12 protein-coding genes are annotated in these 15,461 nt (G+C 66.9%); 6 read left to right on the top strand and 6 right to left on the bottom strand.

Annotation, left to right across the window (positions count from 1 at the left end):
* Positions 1 to 28: 28 nt before the first annotated feature.
* From ROZ37_RS14415 to ROZ37_RS14390, 6 genes are all read right to left on the bottom strand, one after another.
* Positions 29 to 616: a hemerythrin domain-containing protein gene (locus tag ROZ37_RS14415; protein ID WP_312660298.1), complete on the bottom strand. Its 588-nt coding sequence runs from the start codon at positions 614 to 616 to the stop codon at positions 29 to 31.
* 37 nt (positions 617 to 653) lie between these two features.
* Positions 654 to 1,862, bottom strand: coding sequence for a 3-oxoadipyl-CoA thiolase (gene pcaF / locus ROZ37_RS14410; RefSeq protein WP_312660296.1), 1,209 nt, complete (start codon positions 1,860 to 1,862; stop codon positions 654 to 656).
* 250 nt (positions 1,863 to 2,112) lie between these two features.
* Positions 2,113 to 3,363 (bottom strand): benzoyl-CoA 2,3-epoxidase subunit BoxA, encoded by a 1,251-nt coding sequence (gene boxA / locus ROZ37_RS14405; RefSeq protein WP_312660294.1) that lies wholly within the window; start codon positions 3,361 to 3,363, stop codon positions 2,113 to 2,115.
* Between the two features lie 181 nt (positions 3,364 to 3,544).
* The gene (gene boxB / locus ROZ37_RS14400) at positions 3,545 to 4,966 is read right to left on the bottom strand and encodes a benzoyl-CoA 2,3-epoxidase subunit BoxB (protein WP_312660293.1); all 1,422 of its coding nucleotides are present in this window, start codon (positions 4,964 to 4,966) and stop codon (positions 3,545 to 3,547) included.
* A 138-nt stretch (positions 4,967 to 5,104) separates the two neighbouring features.
* Positions 5,105 to 6,772: a 2,3-epoxybenzoyl-CoA dihydrolase gene (gene boxC, locus ROZ37_RS14395; protein WP_312660292.1), complete on the bottom strand. Its 1,668-nt coding sequence runs from the start codon at positions 6,770 to 6,772 to the stop codon at positions 5,105 to 5,107.
* A 26-nt stretch (positions 6,773 to 6,798) separates the two neighbouring features.
* Positions 6,799 to 7,716, bottom strand: a complete 918-nt coding sequence (locus ROZ37_RS14390) for a helix-turn-helix transcriptional regulator (protein ID WP_312660290.1) — start codon at positions 7,714 to 7,716, stop codon at positions 6,799 to 6,801.
* 317 nt (positions 7,717 to 8,033) lie between these two features.
* Between ROZ37_RS14390 and ROZ37_RS14385 the strand changes: the two genes are divergently transcribed.
* The 6 genes from ROZ37_RS14385 (at position 8,034) to ROZ37_RS14360 (ending at position 15,447) form a co-directional block, all read left to right on the top strand.
* Positions 8,034 to 9,611, top strand: coding sequence for a 3,4-dehydroadipyl-CoA semialdehyde dehydrogenase (locus tag ROZ37_RS14385; protein ID WP_312660288.1), 1,578 nt, complete (start codon positions 8,034 to 8,036; stop codon positions 9,609 to 9,611).
* A 48-nt stretch (positions 9,612 to 9,659) separates the two neighbouring features.
* Complete coding sequence (locus tag ROZ37_RS14380; protein ID WP_312660286.1) at positions 9,660 to 10,133, top strand: DUF4863 family protein; 474 nt, start codon at positions 9,660 to 9,662, stop codon at positions 10,131 to 10,133.
* Between the two features lie 258 nt (positions 10,134 to 10,391).
* Entirely contained in the window at positions 10,392 to 11,990 is a 1,599-nt protein-coding gene (locus ROZ37_RS14375) for a benzoate-CoA ligase family protein (RefSeq protein WP_312660285.1), read from the top strand.
* 378 nt (positions 11,991 to 12,368) lie between these two features.
* On the top strand, positions 12,369 to 13,541 hold the full coding sequence (locus tag ROZ37_RS14370; protein WP_409449965.1) for an ABC transporter substrate-binding protein: 1,173 nt from the start codon (positions 12,369 to 12,371) through the stop codon (positions 13,539 to 13,541).
* Positions 13,542 to 13,613: 72 nt separating this feature from the next.
* Positions 13,614 to 14,480, top strand: a complete 867-nt coding sequence (locus tag ROZ37_RS14365; RefSeq protein ID WP_312660284.1) for a branched-chain amino acid ABC transporter permease — start codon at positions 13,614 to 13,616, stop codon at positions 14,478 to 14,480.
* Positions 14,481 to 14,484: 4 nt separating this feature from the next.
* On the top strand, positions 14,485 to 15,447 hold the full coding sequence (locus tag ROZ37_RS14360; protein WP_312660283.1) for a branched-chain amino acid ABC transporter permease: 963 nt from the start codon (positions 14,485 to 14,487) through the stop codon (positions 15,445 to 15,447).
* Positions 15,448 to 15,461 lie beyond the last annotated feature (14 nt).

The raw sequence follows: 15,461 nt of genomic DNA, 5'->3' as shown, positions 1-15,461 counted from the left end.
GCGCCGCAGCAAACGCAGTGGAGCGTCGTCAGGGCATCTCGCGGGCGCCGAAACCCATCGGCGACGGCGCGAGGCTCAGGATGCGCTGGTACAGCACCTCCGCCTCGTCTTTAGGCTTGATGCCGAAGAGCGGGTTGTCGTTTTCGCGGAAGGCCACGGCGATTTCCGCCCATTCCTCGCGGCTCAGCACGCGCTCCGCGATCGGGATGAAGACTTCCTCCTCGGCGCGAAGATGCTCCCATTCGAGCTCCGCGTAACGGTCCGCGGCGGCGAAGAACGCTTCGCGTGCGGCCTCGTCGCCCGCCTGGAACGCGACGAGATGCTTCTTGAGGTCCTCGACCATCGGGTAGCCGAGCTGATGCTCGCGTTCGAGCCGGGCGATCAGGTTGTCGGCCTCGCGCGTGTGGCGTCGCACCGCCGCGAACAGGTACTTGTCTTCCTTCGGATGGTGCCAGCGGTCGGGGTAGGACACGATGTAGTCGAGAATCGCGCGCAGCAGCGCGAAGTTCGGCGCAACGCCCTTGCGCATTTCCTTGACCAGATAGCGCAAGGAATACAACACGGCGCTGATCGCGAGGTGCTCGTCCCTGATGATCTGTACGGCTTCCGGTTTCACGGCGGTCCCCTTCGTGCGGCGGTTTGCCGCTTCGTTGTCAAATCCGCTCGATCGCGAGCGCGATGCCCTGGCCGACGCCGATGCACATCGTCGCCAGGCCGTAACGGCCGCCGGTGGTCTCCAGCTGGTTCAGCGCGGTCGTCACGAGCCGCGCGCCCGAGGCGCCGAGCGGGTGGCCGATCGCGATCGCGCCGCCGTTGGGATTCACGTGCGCGCCATCATCGGCCAGGCCGAGCTGGCGCAGCACCGCGAGCCCTTGCGCGGCGAACGCCTCGTTGAGTTCGACCGTGTCGAAATCGCCGATCTTCATGCCGAGCAGCGCGAGCAGCTTCTGCGTTGCCGGCGCCGGGCCGATGCCCATGATGCGCGGCGGCACGCCGGCGGCGGCGCTGCCGAGAACGCGTGCGCGCGGCGTGAGCCCGTGGCGCTTCACGGCGTCTTCCGACGCGAGCAGCAATGCGCAGGCGCCGTCATTCACGCCCGACGCGTTGCCGGCCGTGACGCTGCCGTCGGGCCGCACGACGCCCTTCAACTTCGCGAGCGCGTCGAGCGTCGTTTCCGGCCGCGGATGCTCGTCCGCGGCGACGATGACCGGCTCGCCCTTCTTGCGCGGCACTGCGACTTCGACGATCTCGCGTGCGAAGAAGCCGCGCTCGTTCGCGGCCCCCCAGCGCTGCTGGCTGCGCAGCGCGAACGCGTCCTGGTCGGCGCGGCTCACGTTGAAATCCTGCGCGACATTCTCGGCGGTCTCCGGCATCGAGTCGATGCCGAACTGCGCTTTCATTGCCGGATTGACGAAGCGCCAGCCGATCGTGGTGTCCTCGATCTTCGCGGCGCGCGAGAACGCGCTGTCGGCCTTGCCCAGCACGAACGGCGCGCGCGACATACTCTCGACGCCGCCGGCGATCATCAGCTCGGCTTCCCCGGCGCGGATCGCGCGCGACGCGATGCCGATCGCGTCGAGGCTGGAGCCGCAAAGCCGATTCACGGTGCTGCCGGGCACTTCGACCGGCAGCCCGGCGAGCAGCGCGGCCATGCGCGCGACGTTGCGGTTGTCCTCGCCGGCCTGGTTCGCGCAGCCGTAGATGACGTCGTCGACTGCAGCCCAGTCGACGGAGGCATTGCGCGCGATCAGCGCCTTGATCGGCAGTGCGGCGAGGTCATCGGCGCGCACCGACGACAGGGCGCCGCCGTAGCGGCCGAAGGGGGTGCGGATGGCGTCGCAGATGTAGACGGGGCGGGTCATGGGCGAAGTCCTCTATGCCGAAATCAGGATTGGCGACCGACCGGACCGTCGGATTTCTCCGTTCGCCCTGAGCCTGTCGAGGGGCGGTGGCGGGGCTTCGACAGGCTCAGCCCGAACGGTCTTTGGTTGTCGGGCCGATCAAGCACAGCTCTTGCAGCGCGCAGGGCGGAAAAGCGAAGCGCGTTGCGCCGGATGGGCAGGCATCCGGCGCATTACGGCTTCGCCTAATGCACCCTGCGGTTCGTGGTTTTTAGTACGTTTCGACGTGGAAACGTGCCTTGGAAAGCAACTGAGGACGCAGGGTATCCCAGTCGGCGCCTTTCGCGCGGCAGATGTCGCGGAAGGCTTCGAGCACGCCGGTTTCCATGCCTTTCAGGCCGCAGATGTAGATGTAGCAGTTGTCGTCCTGCAGCATCTCCAGCACCTTGTCGGCCCGCTCGCGGATCACGTCCTGCACGTACCGCTTCGGCTCGCCCGGGACGCGCGAGAACGCGAAGTTGATGTCGATGAAATCTTTCGGCAGCTTCTGCAGCGGGCCGAAGTACGGCAGCTCGTCAGGCGAGCGCGCGCCGAAGAACAGCACCATTTCGCCGCCTTCGTTGCGCTCGAGGCGGCGCCGGCGGCGCTCGGTCATCGCGCGCATCGGCGCGGAGCCGGTGCCGGTGCAGATCATCATGATCGACGAGCCGGGGTGGTTCGGCATCAGGTAGGTCGAGCCGTACGGGCCGGTGACCTGCACCTTATCGCCTTTCTTGAGGTCGCAGACGTAGTTCGACGCGACGCCGCGCGTCGGGCGGCCTTCGTGGTCCTCGGTGACGCGCTTCACCGTCAGCGAGAGGTTGTTGTAATGCGGGCGCTCGCCGTCGCGCGGACTTGCGACCGAGTACATCCGCAGCAGGTGCGGCTTGCCCTTGTCGTCGACGCCCGGCGGGAGGATGCCGATCGACTGGCCTTCGAGCACCGGGAACGGCGTCGCGCCGAAGTCGAGCACGATGTGATGGATGTCGCTCGACGCGTCGTCGGCGGTGAGCCGGTAGTTGCCGGTGACGGTCGCGGTGATCGGACGCGTCGGCGGGTAGAGGTTCAGGTAGGGATGCGACGCGGACCACGGCGCGAGCGCGGGGCCACCCTGGCCGGCGGTCGCGACGCTGGTGATTTCCTGCACTTCGGCGGGGATCTCGTCGTCGGGGCGGTCGACCGCGAACGGCGCCTCGACGTTGTCGAGCTCGGTCGTGTCCGGCAGCACGTCCCACTGGAATTGTTCTTCGAGGCTGTACGGCGTCGCCCGTTCGACATTGCGCCACGAATCGATCGCACCGGTCGGGCACGGCGGCACGCATGCGAGGCAGCCGTTACAGACGTCGAACTTGACGACGTAGTTGAGGCTGTCGTGCGTGATCGCATTGACCGGGCAGATTTCCTCGCAGGTGTTGCAGCGGATGCAGATTTCCGGGTCGATGAGGTGCTGCTTGGCGATCGCGTGCTCTACGGGCGCGTTCATGGTCGTCTCTCTCCACAGGGCGGGACGCACGCTTGCGCGCACGTCCGTTCTTTATCGAAGTGCAGAGGGTCGAAGAAGGCGTAGCGACGGGTCGAGGTCGCGACGAGAGACGCAGCCGTACACCTGCACGGCGAGTATCACAGTCGCGAGATCGGCCCGCGCGAGCCTTGTTCGCGCCCTCTTAGTTGAACCGGACGTACTCGAAGTTGACCGGCTGGTTGTTGATGCCGCGACCCGGTGCCGCGATCCAGTTCGCGAACTTGCCCGGCTCGATGCAGCGGCCCATCAGCGAATGCACGTACAGGCGGTCCTGCTCGGTCGGCAGCCAGTTCTTGTGCTGGTGCGTCCATTCGGCTTCCGAGATCAGGCGGCCGTCCGGCGCGACATGCACGTCGGCGAACATGCCGATCTTGCGGTGGAAGCCCTTGTGCGGCAGCGTGAAGCGGAAGTCGATGCCGAACTTCGCCGGGATGCGGTTCCAGCGGTCGATGCCCGCCTGCACGTCGGTGATCCAGTCGTCGCGCAGCCGCTCGTTGAGCGCCGACAGTGCCGGCACGTGGCGCGACAGGATCTTGTCGCCGGCGACGTCCATGACCTCGTACTCGCTGTTCTGCAGCTTGTGGTCGTCGTCGATCTTGCCTTCCTCGAAGCGGCCCTTCAGACCGTTCGTGTAGTAGGTCGCCGCGTTCGACGACACTTCGGCGCCGTACAGGTCGCTGGTGACGCTGAAGTGGAAGTTCAGGTACTTCTGCAGCGTCGGCAGATCGATGACGCCGGCCGCGCGCAGCTTCGCCGGATCGTCGGTCTTCAGTTCCTTCATGACTTCGCAGGTGCGCTGGATCACGCGGGCGATGCCCGATTCGCCGACGAAGAGGTGGTGCGCTTCCTCGGTCAGCATGAACTTGCAGGTGCGGGCGAGCGGGTCGAACGCGGATTCGGCGAGCGACGCGAGCTGGTACTTGCCGTCACGGTCGGTGATGAACGTGAACATGAAGAACGACAGCCAGTCCGGGGTCTTCTCGTTGAACGCGGTGAGGATGCGGGGGTTGTCCTCGTCGCCCGAGCGGCGCTCGAGCAGCGCTTCGCCTTCCTCGCGGCCGTCACGGCCGAAGTGGGCGTGCAGCAGATAGACCATCGCCCACAGGTGGCGGCCTTCCTCGACGTTCACCTGGAACAGGTTGCGCAGATCGTACAGCGACGGCGCGGTGAGGCCGAGGTGGCGCTGCTGCTCGACCGACGCGGGCTCGGTGTCGCCCTGCGTGACGATGATGCGGCGCAGGGTCGAGCGGTATTCGCCCGGGACTTCCTGCCACACGTCCTGGCCCTTGTGCTCGCCGAAGTGGATTTTCTTGTCGCCGTCCTGCGGCGCGAGGAAGATGCCCCAGCGGTAGTCGGGCATCTTCACGTAGCCGAAATCCGCCCAGCCCTTCGGATCGACGCTGATCGCGGTGCGCAGATAGACGTCGTAGTTCGTCGAGTTGTCCGGACCCATGTCCTGCCACCATTGCAGGTAGGACGGCTGCCAGTGTTCGAGGGCGCGCTGCAGCGTCTTGTTCTCGGACAGGTTGACGTTGTTCGGGATCCGCTCGTTGTAATCGATCATGGTGTACTCCTCCTGTTCTCTTTCGGGGCGGGGCCTCTCGCGACCCCTCTTTCTGCTTTACTGCGAGCCTCCCGGTCGCCGCGAGGCGCCGGCTGCAACGGCAGCGGGACGGTTCGCCCGCGGCCGGGAGGGAATTCCTTAAACGCGGTTCCAGTCGAACTGCGCCTTCTTGCCGGAGCCGAAGAGCTTCAGCGCGCCGTTCTCGCCGACCGCGTTCGGACGGTTGAAGATCCAGTTCTGCCATGCCGACAGGCGGCCGAAGATGCGCGTGTTCATCGTCTCGACCGGGCCGAAGCGCAGGTTGGCTTCGAGGCCGGTCAGCGCGTCCGGCGACAGCGCGGCGCGTTCCTCGATCGCGATGCGGATCTCGTCGGCCCAGTCGAGGTCGTCGGGGATCGCGGTCACGAGGCCGAGTTCCATCGCTGCGGCGGGCTCGAGCAGGCTGCCTTCCTTCGCCTTCACCGCGGCGATCGGGGCCTCTTCCTGGTAGAAGCGCGCGGCGATGCGCGACAGGCCGTTCACCATCGGCAGCGGGCCGAAGTTCATCGCCGACAGGCCGATCACGTTCTTCGCCTCGGCGGTGTCGAGCATGTAGCTGCGATCGGCGGCGAGCGCGATTTCGAGAAGCGTGCCGGCGAAGCACGAACCCGGCTCGATCAGCGCGTACAGGCTGCGCGACGACACGTCGATGCGGGCGAGCGTGCGGCGAAGCATCCCGAGCGTCTCGCGGACGAACCAGTTGTCGGTGTTCGCGGCGATCGTCGCGTCGATGTCGAGCACGACTTGCGCGTCGCCTTCGGTGCGCAGCTGCCACAGGCCGATGTCGAGGTGATTCGTGCGCAGGTTCAGGATCGCGTCGTCGAGTTCGCGGGCCATCTGCAGCGGCCACCACTTCACGCCCTGGGCTTCGATTTCGGCGGCGGTCTTCGCGGTGACGGCGGCCGGGGCGCGCACGGTCAGCGTGACGGTGCGGCCGGCGGCGTCGATCGTCGCGTCGACGTATTCGTAGTGGTAGCCGTTCGCGTCGTCGGTGCGCTCGAGGCGCGTCAGCTGCACGCCCTTCGCGCCGGCCGGACGGTCCGATTGCGCGGCGAGCGCCTGGGCGCGCGCCTGGATGTGATCGGCGAACTGCTGCTGCTTGACGACGTCGTCGACCAGGCGCCAATCCTTCGCGCGGTTGCCGCGGACGCCTTCGGAGATCGTGCAGAAGATGTCGGCGTGGTCGCGGCGAACGCGGCGCTTGTCGGTGACGCGCGTCAGGCCGCCGGTGCCGGGCAGCACGCCGAGCAGCGGCACTTCGGGCAGCGACACCGACGAGTTGCGGTCATCGACCAGCACGATCTCGTCGCAGGCGAGCGCCAGCTCGTAGCCGCCGCCGGCGGTCGTGCCGTTGCACGCGGCGAGGAACTTGAGGCCCGAGTACTGGCTGGAATCCTCGATGCCGTTGCGCGTCTCGTTGGTGAACTTGCAGAAGTTCACCTTCCACGCGTGGGTCGACAGGCCCAGCATGTAGATGTTGGCGCCCGAGCAGAAGATCTTCGGCTTGCCCGAGGTCACGACGACGGTGCGCACTTCCGGGTGCTCGAAGCGCACGCGCTGCAGCGCGTCGTGCAGCTCGATATCGACGCCGAGGTCGTACGAGTTGAGCTTCAGCTTGTAGCCCGGGCGGATCCCGCCGTCCTCGTCGATGTTGAGCGTCAGCGTCGCGATCTCGCCCTCGGTCGCGAGCGACCAGTGGCGGTACTTCGACGGCTCGGTGCGGTAATCGACTGCCGCGACGACTGCTTCCTGCTTGGCTGCTTCCATCTCTGTCTCCTCTCTCTCGTTGGGGCTCAGCTCATTACGAGCCGGCGTAACTTCATGAAACTTTCATCGGCGCTTTCACCGCTCGTGTCGAGCACGGTGTCGGCTTTTGCGTACAAGGCCTCGCGCGCTTCGAGAATGCGCTTGAGGTCGTCCATTGCTTCGTCGTTGCCCGCCATCGGCCGCAGGTCGCCCTGCGCCATCACGCGTGCCATGTGTTCTTCCGGCGTTGCCTTGACCCAGACGGTCAGGCAGTTGGACAGCAGCATCTCGAAGCTCTCGGGCTGCGACACGACGCCGCCGCCGACGGAAATCACCGCGCGGCTGTGCTCGCGGATCACGCGCTCCAGCGTGCGCTTCTCGATGCGGCGATAACCCGCCTGGCCGTACAGCGCGAAGATCTCGCGTCCCGGGATGCCGGTTTCTTTTTCGATCTCGCGGTCGAGCTCGATGAAGGGCATGCCTTCCTCGCGCGCCAGCCGCGTGCCGAGCGTCGATTTGCCGGCGCCGCGCAAGCCGATCAGCGCGATGCGCTTCCTGCGCACCGATTCTTCGTGACCGAAGTCGCGCATCAGCCGGAACACCACCTCTTCGAGGCGGTGCTGCGGCAGCCGCTCGAGGAAGCGCCGGATCAGGCGGCGCTCGACGGTGTCCTCGGTTTCCGGCGCGAGCAGCTCGACGACCGAAACGTCGAGCGCGCGGGCGATGTTGTCGAGCAGCACGATCGAGACGTTGCCTTCGCCGCCCTCGACGTGCGCGAGGTGCCGCTCGGACACGCCGGCTTCGCGGGCGACGAGCTTGCGTGTCATGCCGCGCCGATCGCGGATCTCCCGCACGCGCTTGCCGAGGGTCGGCAGCAGCGTCGAGGAGGACGGTGCCGCATCGCTGCGGGTTTCCACGGCGGGCGCCTCTACGGGGGTCGATTCGGTGTCGGAATTGAAGCTCATCTCTGGTTCCTGTCGTGCGGTGTGTTGCATCGTTGAGTTGAACAATAGTGCAGGCTATTGCGAGAGTCAAGAGGTAAAGTGCAGTTTGGTGCGAATGAGATAGTGAGAATTTGCAGTGGAATTACAGCGCAACTTTGTTCGAGGCCGTCGAAATAGCAAAATAGCGCCGCCGATCCTGGTTGGTCGGCCAGATGAATGAAGTAAAGTGCTTGACGGTGTACAAAACGCGTGTATTCTATCTCCACATCACTGCGCCGGCGCCGCTTTGCAGAAGACGCCGACGCGACACCCGACACAGGGACAAGAGAGGAGACAAGGTGAAACTGGCCAATTACGTATACGGAGAATGGGTCGAAGGCGCCGGAGAAGGCACCGCGTTGCGCGACCCGGTCACCGGCGAGCAGCTCGTCACCGTTTCGTCCGACGGCATCGACATCGGGCGCGCGCTCGATTTCGCGCGCCGCACTGGCGGCCCGGCGCTGCGCGCTCAAGGCTACGAGGCGCGTGCGGCGATGCTCGACGCGATCGCGAAGCTGCTGGCGGCGAACCGCGCCGAGTACTTCGACATCGCGCTGCGCAACTCGGGCGCGACCGAAGCGGACTCCGGCTTCGACGTCGATGGCGCGATCTTCACGCTGAAGACCTACGCGCGCGCCGGCAAGACGCTCGGCGCTGCGCGTCACCTGAAGGAAGGCGGCCGCGCGCCGCTCGCGAAGACCGACGCGTTCCAGGGCCAGCACTTCCTGATGCCGCTGACCGGCGTCGCCGTCTTCATCAACGCGTTCAATTTCCCGGCCTGGGGCCTGTGGGAGAAAGCCGCGCCGGCGCTCCTCGCCGGTGTGCCGGTGCTCGTGAAGCCGGCGACGCCGACTGCGTGGCTCACGCAGCGCATGGTCGAAGACGTCGTCAAGGCGGGCATCCTGCCGGCCGGCGCGCTGTCGATCGTCTGCGGTTCCGCCCGCGACCTGCTCGATCACGTCGAGGAATGCGATGTGGTGTCCTTCACCGGCTCGGCCGACACCGCGGCACGGATGCGCACGCACCCTAACGTCGTCGCGCGCTCGGTGCGCGTCAATATCGAGGCCGACAGCGTGAATTCGGCGATCCTCGGCCCGGACGCACGCCCCGGCGCAGCCGAGTTCGATCTCGCCGTGAAGGAGATCGTGCGCGAGATGACGATCAAGGCCGGACAGAAATGCACCGCGATCCGCCGCATCCTCGCGCCCGCCGACGTCGCCCGCTCGCTCGCCGATGCCGTCGCGTCGAAGCTCGCCGGCTGCAAGGTCGGCAATCCGCGCAACGAGGCGGTCCGCGTCGGGCCGCTCGTCAGCAAGGCGCAGCAGGCGGCGGCACTCGAAGGCATCGCGAAGCTGCGCGAGGAATGCGAGACGGTGTTCGGCGGCGATCCGGCGTTCGAGCCGGTCGATGCGCACGGCGAGGATTCTGCCTTCGTGCAGCCGACGCTGCTCTACTGCGACAAGGGCCTCGACGCGCGCTTCGTCCATGACGTCGAAGTGTTCGGGCCGGCCGCGACGATCCTGCCTTACGCCGACACCGCGGATGCGATCGCGATCGCACGGCGCGGGCGCGGCTCGCTCGTCGCATCGGTGTATTCCGGCGACGCGGCCTTCCTCGGCGAGCTCGTGCCCGGCATCGCCGACCTGCACGGCCGCGTGATGGTCGTCGATGCGGCGGTCGGTTCGCAGCACACCGGCCACGGCAACGTGATGCCGAACTGCCTGCACGGCGGCCCGGGGCGCGCCGGCGGCGGCGAGGAACTCGGCGGCCTGCGCGCGCTCGCGATGTACCACCGCCGCGTCGTCGTGCAAGGCGGCCCGGCGCTGCTCGACGCGCTGTCGCGCGACGCGGCCGACGCGGCGCTGCTCGATGCTTGACAACAATAAAGCTACCCGCACCTCCAACCCCCACAGGAGATCGAGACGATGACGCCAGAAAAATTCCAGGCGCAAATCGCGGACGTGACGCGCGAGATCAAGGGCCGCCCGCTCGACAAGACGCTCCAGGCCTTCCTCAACGAGCGCTTCCCGGCGACCGGACCGGAATTCCAGGCGATCGCCGCCGCCTGCCGCGACGCCGTCGCCGCCGGCTGGATGTGCGACCGCGAGCACGGCGGCATCAAGTTCGGCCGCGTGGTCAAACCCTGTCCCGAGATCGACGATTTCAGCGTCGACGTCGTCGAAATGACCGACATCGCCGGCCCGCACCACGTCCACCCGAACGGCGAGATCGACATGATCATGCCGCTCGAAGGCGACGCGAAGTTCGACGGGCACGGCGGGGGCTGGTTCGTCTACGGCCCGGGCAGCGCCCACCGCCCGACCGTCAGCGGCGGTCGCGCATACGTGCTGTACCTGTTGCCGCAAGGCGCAATCGAATTCACGCGCGCGAGCGCCTGAGCGCGGCGCGGGACACGCCGACGGCGGCGGAGATCGCCTTCGGCGCGGTCCGACCTACGATAAGAAGGGGGAACGCCCGAAGCGCAGGCCGGAGTGAGCGCAGCGAAGTTCGACACCGCCAGCGAGGGGCGCAGACACCGGCAGTAACAGGGAAGGCCCGGACCGCGTGTGTTGCGGGGGACGGACGAGAAGACCGGCCACGAAGACCGGCGACGAGAGAGATACCCGGTGCGAACCGGACAACGGAGGAAAGACAGAATGCTCACGCAAAGCGCGGGCGACCCGGCCACGGGTTCGCCGAAAATAACGCTGCCCCGCGACTACAACGCGGCCGAGGACCTGATCGGCCGTAATCTCGCCGCCGGCCGCGGCAGCAAGACCGCGTACATCGACGACGCCGGCAGCTACACCTACGATGACCTCTCGGCGCGCGTGAATCGCTTCGCGAACGCGCTCGGCACGCTCGGCATCATGCGCGAGCAGCGCGTGCTGATGTGCGTGCATGACTCGATCGATTTCCCAACGGTGTTCCTCGGCGCGATCAAGGCGGGCGTCGTGCCGATCGCGGTCAACTCGCTGCTGACCCAGTCGGACTACGAATACATGCTCGCCGACAGCCGCGCCCGCATCGCGGTCGTTTCCGCGCCGCTGTACGACACCTTCGCGCCGCTCCTCGATCGCGTGCCGACGCTCGAGCGCATCGTCGTCGCCGGCGGCGACGCACAAGCGCCGGCCGACTCGCTCGCGACGCTGATGGATGGCGCGTCCGATCGCTTCGACGCGGTCGCGACGACCTGCGACGACCCCTGTTTCTGGCTCTACTCGTCGGGCTCGACCGGCGCTCCGAAAGGCACCGTGCACGTGCATTCGAGCCTGATCCAGACTTACGAGCTGTACGCGAAGCCGATCCTCGGCATCCGCGAAGACGACGTCGTGTTCTCGGCGGCGAAGCTGTTCTTCGCCTACGGCCTCGGCAACGGCCTGACTTTCCCGCTCGCCGCCGGCGCGACCGCGGTGCTGATGGCGGAGCGGCCGACGCCGGCGGCCGTCGGCGAGCGCCTGCGGGCGCAGCGCGCGACGATCTTCTACGGCGTGCCGACGCTCTACGCGTCGATGCTCGCGAGCGCGGACTGCCCGACGCGCGAAGAACTCGCGATCCGCGTCTGCACGTCGGCCGGCGAAGCGCTGCCGGAAGACATCGGCCGGCGCTGGACTGAGCGCTTCGGCGTCGAGATCCTCGACGGCATCGGCTCGACCGAGATGTTGCACATCTTCCTGTCGAACCGGCCCGGTGAAGTGCGCTACGGCACGACCGGCAAGCCGGTGCCCGGCTACGACGTGCGCCTGATCGACGACCAGGGGCAAGTCGTGGACCGCGACGGCGAGCCCGGCGAGCTGCAGATCTCCGGCCCGACCAGCGCGGCGATGTACTGGAACAACCGCGCGAAGACCCGCGACACCTTCCAGGGGCCGTGGACGCGCAGCGGCGACAAGTATTCGCGCAACGCCGACGGCTACTACGTCTATGCCGGACGCAACGACGACATGCTCAAGGTCAGCGGCATCTACGTGTCGCCGATCGAAGTCGAGTCGTGCCTGATCGAGCATGAGGCGATCCTCGAAGCCGCCGTCGTCGGCCACGAGGACGACGACGAGCTGATCAAACCGAAGGCGTTCATCGTGCTGAAGCCCGGCGTGCGCGGCACCCCTGCACTCGCCGACTCGATCAAGGCGCACTGCAAGGCGCAGCTCGCGCCGTACAAGTACCCGCGCTGGATGGAGTTCGTCGACGAACTGCCGAAGACTGCGACCGGCAAGATCCAGCGCTTCAAGCTGCGCGCATTGGCCAGCCGGTAAGGCGGACCGTGGGCCGGATGGGCCGGCGGCGCACTCCGCCGGAGTTGGGCGGCGCCCTGGACGGCCGGCGGAAAGCTGTGCTTTTGGCGGCGACGAAACTTCGTTTTCCGCCGTGCCGAAACGATGAAAGGCAAGACGGGAAGTTCGAGATCACCCCGGGCAGAGAGAGACTGAGGAAGCAAAAACAACGCTGGCAATTGTAGGGCGGATGAGCCGAAGGCGTAATCCGCTGCATGGAGCGGTTTCGTGACCGTGACATCCGGCGGGAGGCGCTTCGCTTTCCTGCCCTACGAAAAGCCGCGAACAAGCCACGAAAAGTTCGACAAGAAATCGACAACGGGGCACGACCCCGACCCCCCAAGCTGGAGAGGAGACACCATGAAGCAAACGAAAATGTGGCAGCGCACCGCGCTCGCCGTGGCCGCCGCCGCGCTGTTGCCCGTCGCCGCGCACGCTGCCGAGAAGGTCAAGGTCGGCCTGATGCTGCCTTACACCGGCACCTACGCATCGCTCGGCAACGCGATCACCAACGGTTTCAAGCAGTACGTCGCCGAGCAGGGCGGCACGCTCGGCGGGCGCGAGGTCGAGTACTTCGTCGTCGATGACGAGTCCGATCCGTCGAAGGCGACCGAGAACGCGTCGAAGCTCGTCAAGCGCGACAACGTCGATGTCCTCGTCGGCACCGTGCATTCGGGCGTCGCGCTGGCGATGGCGAAGGTCGCGCGCGACACCAAGACGCTCTTGATCATCCCGAACGCCGGCGCCGACGAGCTGACCGGCCCGCTGTGCGCGCCGAACGTGTTCCGCAGCTCGTTCTCCGCCTGGCAGCCGGCCTACGCGATGGGCAAGATCGTCGCCGAGCGCGGCCACAAGAACGTCGTCACGGTGTCATGGAAGTACTCGTTCGGCGAGCAGTCCGTCGCGGGCTTCAAGGAAGCGTTCGAGAAGGCCGGCGGCAAGGTCGCGAAGGAACTCTACCTGCCGTTCCCGAACGTCGAGTTCCAGCCTTTCCTGACCGAGATCGCGAGCCTGAAGCCCGACGCGGTGTTCGTGTTCTTCGCCGGCGGCGGCGCGGCGAAGTTCGTCAAGGACTACGACACCGCGGGGTTGAAGAAGTCGATCCCGCTGTACGGCTCCGGTTTCCTCACCGACGGCACGCTCGACGCGATGGGCGGCGCCGGCGAAGGGCTGATGACGACGCTGCACTACGCCGACGGCCTGACCAACGCGAAGGACGCCGGCTTCCGCGGCAAGTACGAGGCGACGTACAAGATCGAGCCCGACGTCTATGCGGTGCAGGGCTACGACGCGGCGCAGATGCTGCGCGCCGGCCTCGACGCGGTGAAGGGCGCGAAGCTCGACAAGGCGGTGATGATCAAGGCGATCGAGGCGGCGAAGATCGACAGCCCGCGCGGCGCCTTCACGCTCTCGAAGGCGCACAACCCGGTGCAGGACATCTACCTGCGCAAGGTCGAGGGCCGCGACAACAAGGTCGTCGGCGTTGCCGAGAAAGCGCTCGCGGACCCGGCGCGCGGCTGCCGGATGCTGTAAGCGCGCGTCTCCTCCCGCCTTTCCGTTCAACCGTTTCCGGGTGCCCTCGCGGGCGCCCGGCGGGGAAGACTCATGGACTTCGTCTCGTTCCTGATCCAGATCCTAAACTCGCTGCAGTACGGCCTGCTGCTGTTCCTCGTCGCGAGCGGGCTCACGCTCGTGTTCGGGATCATGGGCATCATCAACCTCGCGCACGGCAGCTTCTACATGGTCGGCGCCTACCTCGCGTTCGCGCTGACGAGCCTGACCGGCAACCTGATGCTCGCGATCGCGCTCGGCATTCCGCTCGCGTTCGTGTTCGGCGCGCTGCTCGAATGGCTGCTGTTCTCGCATCTGTACAAGCGCGACCACCTCGAGCAGGTGCTGCTGACCTACGGCCTGATCCTGATCTTCGAGGAACTGCGCAGCCTCGCGGTCGGCGACGACGTGCATGGCGTCGCGATCCCGGCGATCTTCTCGGCGTCGATCCCGCTGTCCGAGAACCTGAGCTACCCGGTGTATCGCATCGTGATCTCGGTCGTCTGTCTCGCGCTCGCCGCGGGACTGTACTTCCTGATCCAGAAGACGCGCCTCGGCATGATGATCCGCGCCGGCAGCCACGACCGCGACATGGTCAAGGCGCTCGGCATCGACATCAACCTGCTCTACCGCACCGTGTTCGCGCTCGGCGTCGCGCTCGCCGCGCTCGCCGGCATGCTCGCGGCGCCGATCTCGTCGGTGTATCCGGGCATGGGCTCGTCGGTGCTGATCATCTCGTTCGTGATCGTCGTCATCGGCGGCGTCGGCTCGGTGTGGGGCGCGCTCGTCGCGGCGCTCCTGATCGGCTTCGCCGACACGTTCGGCAAGGTGCTCGTGCCCGATCTCGCCGGCCTGATGGTCTATCTCGTGATGGCCGCGGTGCTGCTGTGGCGGCCCGAAGGCATCTTCAAGAAGGGGTAAGGCGATGAATTCGCGTATCTCCACGTTTCTCAAGCTCGCGGTGCTCGCCGGCATCGTCGCGTTCCCGGCGTTCGGCTCCGACTTCTACGCCGAGCTCGTCGCGAAGGTGCTGATCCTCGCGATCTTCGCGATGAGCCTCGATCTGCTGGTCGGCTTCACCGGCCTCGTGTCCTTCGGCCACGCCGCCTACTTCGGCGTCGCCGCGTACGCGGTCGCGCTGCTGACGCCCCAGTACGACCCGGCGAACCTGTGGCTCGCGCTGCCGCTGTCGATCGGCGCCGCCGCGCTCGTGGCCTTCCTGATCGGGCTCTTCGTGCTGAGGACCAAGGGCATCTACTTCATCATGGTGACGCTCGCGTTCGCCCAGATGGCGTACTACGTGTTCCACGACACGCCGCTCGGCGGCGGCTCGGACGGGATCTATCTCAACTTCAAGCCCGACGCGTCGATCGGCGGCTGGGCGCCGTTCGACCTCAACGAGCCGCTGCACCTGTACTACTTCGTCGTCGCGGCGCTGCTGTTCGTGTTCGGCCTGCTGAAGCTCGTGCTGCGCTCGCCGTTCGGCCGCGTGCTGGTCGGCATCCGCAGCAACGAGCACCGCATGTTGTCGCTCGGCTACGCGACCTTCCGCTACAAGCTCGCCGCCTTCACGCTCGCCGGCGCGCTCGCGGGCGTCGCCGGCTTCCTGTACGCGGTGTTGTTCGGCTTCGTGACGCCGGAGTACCTGTCGTGGCACAAGTCGGGCGACGTGCTGCTGATGGTGATCCTCGGCGGCATGGGCAACCTCGTCGGCGCGATCGCCGGCGCGGTGGCGATCGTCGGCCTGCAGGAAGTCTTCACCGGCTGGACGAAGCACTGGCAGCTGATCATGGGGCTGACGATCGTCGCCGCGGTGCTGTTCATGCCCGGCGGTTTGACCGCGGTGCCGGCCCGCATCCTGAACTGGAAGAACGGAGGCGCGAAATGAGCCAGGCCGTGTTG

The organism is Aromatoleum sp., from assembly GCF_032027225.1.
GTDB lineage: Bacteria > Pseudomonadota > Gammaproteobacteria > Burkholderiales > Rhodocyclaceae > Aromatoleum.
This window is presented reverse-complemented; position numbering and strand designations above follow the sequence as displayed.